Source organism: Streptomyces sp. NPDC048644 (genome assembly GCF_043199105.1).
Classification (GTDB): Bacteria; Actinomycetota; Actinomycetes; order Streptomycetales; family Streptomycetaceae; genus Streptomyces.
The window spans coordinates 87,306-93,594 of sequence record NZ_JBICVO010000021.1; the positions used below are offsets into that span (position 1 = coordinate 87,306).

General features: G+C 66.0%; 8 protein-coding genes. 3 read left to right on the forward strand and 5 right to left on the reverse strand.

Features of this window, described 5'->3' with window-relative positions; genetic code table 11:
* Positions 1 to 4: 4 nt before the first annotated feature.
* From ACGFNI_RS32640 to ACGFNI_RS32655, 4 genes are all read right to left on the reverse strand, one after another.
* Entirely contained in the window at positions 5 to 142 is a 138-nt protein-coding gene (locus ACGFNI_RS32640) for a hypothetical protein (protein WP_393688859.1), read from the reverse strand.
* Positions 143 to 981: 839 nt separating this feature from the next.
* Entirely contained in the window at positions 982 to 1,356 is a 375-nt protein-coding gene (locus tag ACGFNI_RS32645) for a toxin Doc (protein ID WP_393688861.1), read from the reverse strand.
* Entirely contained in the window at positions 1,356 to 1,592 is a 237-nt protein-coding gene (locus ACGFNI_RS32650) for a hypothetical protein (RefSeq protein ID WP_393688863.1), read from the reverse strand. The genes ACGFNI_RS32645 and ACGFNI_RS32650 overlap by 1 nt, the downstream gene beginning before the upstream one ends.
* A gap of 321 nt (positions 1,593 to 1,913) precedes the next feature.
* A complete protein-coding gene (locus ACGFNI_RS32655; RefSeq protein WP_393688865.1) occupies positions 1,914 to 2,279 on the reverse strand; it encodes a YybH family protein in 366 nt (121 codons plus the stop codon).
* Between the two features lie 98 nt (positions 2,280 to 2,377).
* Between ACGFNI_RS32655 and ACGFNI_RS32660 the strand changes: the two genes are divergently transcribed.
* The 3 genes from ACGFNI_RS32660 (at position 2,378) to ACGFNI_RS32670 (ending at position 5,657) form a co-directional block, all read left to right on the forward strand.
* Positions 2,378 to 3,268 (forward strand): LysR family transcriptional regulator, encoded by an 891-nt coding sequence (locus ACGFNI_RS32660; protein WP_393688867.1) that lies wholly within the window; start codon positions 2,378 to 2,380, stop codon positions 3,266 to 3,268.
* A 737-nt stretch (positions 3,269 to 4,005) separates the two neighbouring features.
* Positions 4,006 to 4,476 (forward strand): protein kilB, encoded by a 471-nt coding sequence (locus ACGFNI_RS32665; RefSeq protein ID WP_393688869.1) that lies wholly within the window; start codon positions 4,006 to 4,008, stop codon positions 4,474 to 4,476.
* A gap of 755 nt (positions 4,477 to 5,231) precedes the next feature.
* Entirely contained in the window at positions 5,232 to 5,657 is a 426-nt protein-coding gene (locus tag ACGFNI_RS32670) for an endonuclease domain-containing protein (RefSeq protein WP_393688878.1), read from the forward strand.
* Between the two features lie 20 nt (positions 5,658 to 5,677).
* On the opposite strand, the gene ACGFNI_RS32675 is transcribed toward ACGFNI_RS32670, so the two are convergent.
* A complete protein-coding gene (locus tag ACGFNI_RS32675) occupies positions 5,678 to 6,250 on the reverse strand; it encodes a peptide deformylase (RefSeq protein WP_393688880.1) in 573 nt (190 codons plus the stop codon).
* Positions 6,251 to 6,289: the final 39 nt, after the last annotated feature.

Genomic DNA, 6,289 nt, shown 5'->3' on the forward strand with positions numbered 1-6,289 from the left:
GGAGCTAACGGACATATTTGGACGTGTCGGTAGGTGATGACCAGCAGGCGAGCTTGAGGAATGCGTCGTGGATGTCACCGCGGATCTCCCAGCGGATCCGCAGGCGACGGAAGCCGCCCAGGCTCCAGATGGTGAGGACCATCCCGCGCGTGCGGGGAGCAGGCCCCTATGCGCAGTCTTTCCTGCTCGTGGTTGGGACCATCCCCGCGTGTGCGGGGAGCAGGAATGCGTCCCCTCATGCCCACATCCTGCCGCGGGACCATCCCCGCGTGTGCGGGGAGCAGGGCGGCGCGGCGGTTGCGGCGGTCGGTGGCGGAGGACCATCCCCGCGTGTGCGGGGAGCAGCGACGGCGCCGCCCGCGGAGACGGGGGCGATCGTGGTGTGCGGCGGAGGACCATCCCCGCGTGTGCGGGGAGCAGGGCCCGGCCCTTTGTGCAGATCAGCTCGCGTCGGGACCATCCCCGCGTGTGCGGGGAGCAGACCCGCGACCCGGTGACGGGGTGCGCCTGCCGGGGACCATCCCCGCGTGTGCGGGGAGCAGAACGCCGCGTGGCGGACGATCTTCCGGTGGAGGGGACCATCCCCGCGGGCGCGGGGAGCAGATGTCGTCGACTTCCATCACGAGCATCGAGCGGGGACCATCCCCGCGTGTGCGGGGAGCAGCGCCTCCTCGTACTCCGCCCACCAGGCTCGGAGGGACCATCCCCGCGTGTGCGGGGAGCAGACTCTCTGACCTGCGACTCTATCCCGGTGATGCGCCGTTCCCGGACAGTTTCACTGACTCCGACATAGGGATAATAAGGGGTGATATGTGACCCCTGATGGATGAGAGGCAGAGGTGCGGTCGCCGGCCACTCGAGGGTGCGGGAGCGTACTTGCGGGCCTTGACGGTGTCCTCCTGTGCGAGGTCCATCGTCGCGTGCACTAGGGGTGCCCGCGGCAGTGTCGTGGGGGTGATATCCCCTTTGCGTGGTCGGTGGTCAGATGCGCCAGTGGCGTATGTGGTGGGCGGTTTGGTAAACGTCGGCTTTGTGGGACTGGATTGTCCGTACGAGTTCTACGAGTGCGCCGTAGGGTGGGTCGATGCTTTCGTTGCTGGCGTGCATGTAGGCGGCGGCGACCGTGGCGGCGAAGAGACTGTTGCGGTGGGGGAGCGGCTCGAGGCGGACCAGGGTGTGCAGGAGGGCGGCTGCGCGCCAGGCCGCGTCCGGCTCACTGGTCGAGGGGCGTGGCAGCCGAGTCTTGTGGCGTGCGACCGCGGCTACGAGGGCAGAGTAGTCGGCGACCGAGACGTCTTCGGGCACGGCCTGCTCCTGAACGTCCAAAAGCCAGGCGACATCAATGTGCAGGATCATCAGGCGGCCGCAGCACCCCGGGAAGCAGGCGGGGGTGCTTCGTCGGGGAACGCCTCGTCGAACTCTGCCTGGTGCCCCTCGCTCCAGGACCGGGCGAAGGAGACGAAGGCGGTGCGCTGCTGCTCGCGGACCGACAGGTCGTGCACGTACTGCTTGAGGGACTTGCCCTCAGCCGCAGCCTGCGCGCGCACGGCCTCCAGTTCGTCGTCGGTGTAGGTGATGTTCAAGGACGGCATACCCGCATGGTACCTACTTGGTACCTGGCGGTAAACGGCCATCCCCGCGGGCGCGGGGATGGTCCCGCGCCGAGCAGTGCGCCGCGTAGCCGTTCGGGCTGCTCCCCGTACCCGCGGGGATGGTCCCGACAGGGGCTGGAGGGTGATCTGGGCCAGGTCTCGGGTCCTCTTCGCCTTTACCGACTGCAGGAGCTCGTGAACTGGCTCTGAACTGCGACAACTCGTCGACTACATATCCGTGACGGCGAGATGGAGACCTTTTCTGTAGCTCGTCCGGGTGGTCTCATGGAACGGCTCGTCCACGGGGAGGGTGGACGGGTTTTAGCGGGTGGGCGAAATGAACTCGGGCTGGTCGAGCAGGCGCAACCAGCTTCCGTCAGGCTGGCGCCGGACAACCTGCGCCCGGGCGCCGGCCCCGTCCTTCGGCGGGGTCGAGGTGAGGGCGATGTCGCCGCTGACCAGCGTCGGCAGTGGTTGCTCCGGCTCGAAACGGGGACGGTTGGCCAGCACCTTTTCCCATAGCGCACGGATCGCCTCCCGGCCCACTGTCCGGTCCCCGGGCGGGTAGGCAATCACTGCATCCTCTTCGTAGAGTGCGGCGACCCCGGCCGCGTCACCGGCGTTGGATCGTTCAACGAACAAGCGGGTGATGTCTTCGGGGCGCATGGCCTTCTCGTATTCCGGCATGGGTTCCTCCTGACGTCGGGTTTCGGTGCTTCCTAGCGTGATCGCCCGATGATCAGAAGTCCAACAGATGATTCTTCTGGAAGCTAGAATTCTCAGTCATGGAACTGAGGCAGCTGGAATACTTCGTCGCGGTCGCTGAAGAGCAGAACTTCACCCGGGCGGCCGAGCGGGTGCACATCAGCCAGTCCGGCGTCAGCGCTCAGATCCGCCAGCTGGAACGTGAACTCGGTGCCGAGCTGTTTGACCGGTCGGCGCGCACCGCCACCCTCACCGTTGCGGGAAAGGCTGCGCTCGAACACGCCCGCGCGGTGCTCGCCGCGGCTGGGGCGGTTGGCCAGGCGGTGAGTGAGGTGACCGACCTGATCCGGGGTCGGCTCACGGTCGGGATGGTCATTGGCTGCACCCTCACGCCTTTGTTTGACGCGCTCTCCGTGTTCCACCGGGCGCATCCCGGGGTGGAGATCTCACTGTTGGAGGACAACTCTGACCGGCTCGTCGAGGGGGTGCGTGCGGGCACCATTGACCTGGCTCTCATCGGGACCGCAACTGCCACCCCTGACGGGCTGGAGGCGCTGACGATCATTCGTGAGCGGCTCGTCGTAGCCGTTCCGGCCGGGCACCCTTTGGCGAAACAGCGGCGGGTCGCTCTGCGCGACCTGGTCGCCCACCCGATCGTGTGCATGCCGCCCGGCACCGGCCTGCGCAGAGTATTCGACCGTGCCTGCGCCGCACAGAGCCTCCAACCCGTGATCGCGTTGCAAGCCAGCGCCGCGGATGCCATTGCCGACCTTGCCGCCCGCGGACTCGGCGTCGCCGTCCTCAGCGACTCGATGGCCGCGGGCTATCGCGGCCGAATCATCGCCCGCACCATCGACGACGTCGAAACACCCGCCCTGCTCGCCCTGATCTGGAAGAACACGCACAGCCCCGCGGTGCGTGAACTGCTCGTGCACAGCCGACAAGCATTCACCAAGCCCGAGCCCGGGTAACAGCACCGTCGTCCCCACCGCGACCGCCAAGGCGCCGGCGCACTCCTGCCCGACCAGAGGCCCTTCTTGTCGTCGAGGTCACCCCCGAGTCCGACGGCGACACCGACAGCTTGCCGAGCTAATCGATGAGGTGGGCCGGCCCGGTACCCATCGCCCCTATGAGGGGCAGGGCGGTACTGCTGGGCTGTGGTCGGCCAGCGCAGGGGAGTGGTGGTTCTCATCGGCTTCGGTTTCGGCCGCTTGCCGGCCCTCGCCAGGGCGGTGGGTGCTTGGGTCTCCCAAAATTGGGAGACTAGGCGGGGCGGTGCCCCACCTCAGGGCCCAGACACACCGGTAGGCGGCAGCATGACGTCAGCAACACACCGGGCCCCACTGCACCACCGGAGGTCTGCTGAAAAACACCCCCGTGACACCGACAGCGCATACGCCCCGAGCTGCTGCTTTACCGTGGGGTCCTCATCGACCCTCCGAGGGGTCACAACGTCCAGAAGAGGGTGCTGCCCCAGATCCGGCCGAGGTCCTCATCGACCCTCCGAGGGGTCACAACCTGGATTCATCACCGAAAGCCAGCATCGTTTGTTGGTTAACGCTGGGAACGTCCTTCAGCGACAAGAACCGTGTTGCTCAGTTCTGGAAGCGCGTCGGTACTTGTTTCCGGCCGTCTCGTGTGCGGGTCGGCTCGGAGCAAGTGATCACGTGCTCACCGAAACCGACTACTCGAGAGGACCCAGCACCTGATGTCCATATGGCCTTCGATTGTTGCCGTACTCGGTACCCTCGCCGGTGCTCTGACCGCCGGACTCCTCCAGCATCGTTCGGCACGCACTGAACGCGCCGAGCAGCGCGCCGACAGCCACCGCCAGGACCAGCTCGGCGCCGTCACCGACTTCGCGGCCGCCCTGGACGCGCACCGCTCGGCGATGTTCCATCGAGAGCGTCTGGCCCTGGCCGAGGCAGGCACCGAGCATCAGCTGGAGGCCCAGACGAGGTCCCACGACACCCGGGCTGCGATCACCGCGCCCCACGTCCGCCTTCAGGTCCTGGCCCCCGAGCTGGCTGGCCCCGCCCAGCAGGCCGCAGATGCCACGTACGCGCTGCGCAAGGCCACCGGCCGCACCGAGCTCGACGCCCGGCGGCATGCGACCAAGGAAGCGTCCGTGGCCTTCGTCGCCGCGGCCGCCACGCTGCTGAGCCCCAACAATCGCTGACTGAGGGCGACCCTGCCGGCGTCCTGGCCGTCCGGTCATGCCGGCCCATCCTTACGGCACTCGCGATGAGTGTCAGTGGTCCCGCTTACGGTGCCGTCGTGAGTCAGAAGAAGAAGCTGTGCTCGTTTGATGGCTGTGACCGCGAGGCAAGCCGGGGGACATACTGCCAAGGGCACTACCAACAGCGTCGGCGCGGCCAGGAACTGACAGCTCTGCGACAGCTTGGGCCGAAACCATGCGACCTTGACGGATGTGACCGGCCGCACCTGGCACGGGGATTATGTAAGGGGCACTACCAACAGCAGCGTGATGGCAAAGAACTAACACCACTGATCCCTGCAGCACAAGGCAGAGTATGCGGCTTCGAGGGATGTGATCGCCCTCATCAAGCTAAAGGGCTCTGTAGCGCCCACTACCAACAGAAGAAAAGGTACGGGGGGCTTCGACCGCTGTACTCGTGGCTCGTGCAACCGGATGCAGCGTGCAGCGCTATCCCAGGGTGCCAACATCGAGTGTATTCCTCCGGACTCTGTCGGACACACGACGGCCAGCGAAAGGGTGGGCGGCCATTCACGGTTCTTCGGCCTCCGGTGCGTCAGGAAGAAATGTGCGTGGGTCCGGAGTGCGTCCAGGAGGCCGAGCGGGCTGGCCTACTGTGCAGGTCACACACGCTGATGAAGGAGCGGGAGGACCCGCTCAAACCTCTGGTCCTCAAGACTCGGACGAAAGACGCAACGGCCCTTGTCGCACGAGGTATGTACTGGTGCACGTGCTGTCAGCAGGAACTGCCTTTAAGTGACTTCCTCTTCGATGGCCAGCGTGGGCTCCCGCGAAGCCAATGCAGACTGTGTGCAGGAATCGATCTCCGGGCCGCGAAGCACCAACGCTCATTTGTTGAGATACTTCGCCTATTCAAGCACCAGGGCTTCAAGTGTGCTCTCTGCCCGGTAGTTCATGAACATGAGAACGGCCTTCACCTTGACCACGACCACAAGTGCTGCCCAAACAAGGGCGAGTCTTGCGGAAAATGCATCCGCGGGCTGCTGTGTTGGGGATGTAACGCGGGAGCGATTCCCTGGTATGAACGTATCCGTGGCGTGCAACTTCCTTATGAGCCCTTGGAGTCCTACTTGGATCGGCCTCCTGCTCTCGTGATTGGGCTCATCACCAGGGATGCATGAGGGCTTGCCGGGCCAACCTCTCAGGCGCCGTCGTGAACCCAGTCCCGGCCGGTCTGCCGGTACTTCTCCACCGGGATCGGGTCAGCTCCGGTTCGCATCCGGGCCGTGTACAGCAGGCCGTCGAGGTGGTCGATCTCGTGGTGGATGGGGCGGGCGAGGCCACGGTCGTACACGGTGGTCACGGTCTCGCCGGTCAGGGCCGTGGTCTCCACCATGATCCTCAGCGGGCGGGGGACGAGTCCCCGGACATCGAGAAGCTCAGGCAGCCCTCGTATTGCTCGTCCACCTCGTTGGAGTGGGTGGTGATTGCGGGTTGAGCAGGATGACGGCGGGGCGTCGCCAGGCGGCTGGACGACAGCGGCGGCGCGTGCGATGCCGATCTGCGGGGCGGCGATCCCCATGCCCTTGGCAAAGGGATGGACTTGGCCGATTCTTTCCATGGCGGCGAACAGCTCGTCCACGACGCTTGGCTTCGTCACGCTAGATGAATGAGTCCGATGTTTGTGCTGGCCGCGACCATGGCGAAGGGCGCCCGTCGGCTCGTGTGTGACTACCAGCCTGGACGCCCTTCTGGCGGCACTGTACGTGTTCATCGACGACCACGTGGCCCCTTGTCGCCGGATCGGGCGACC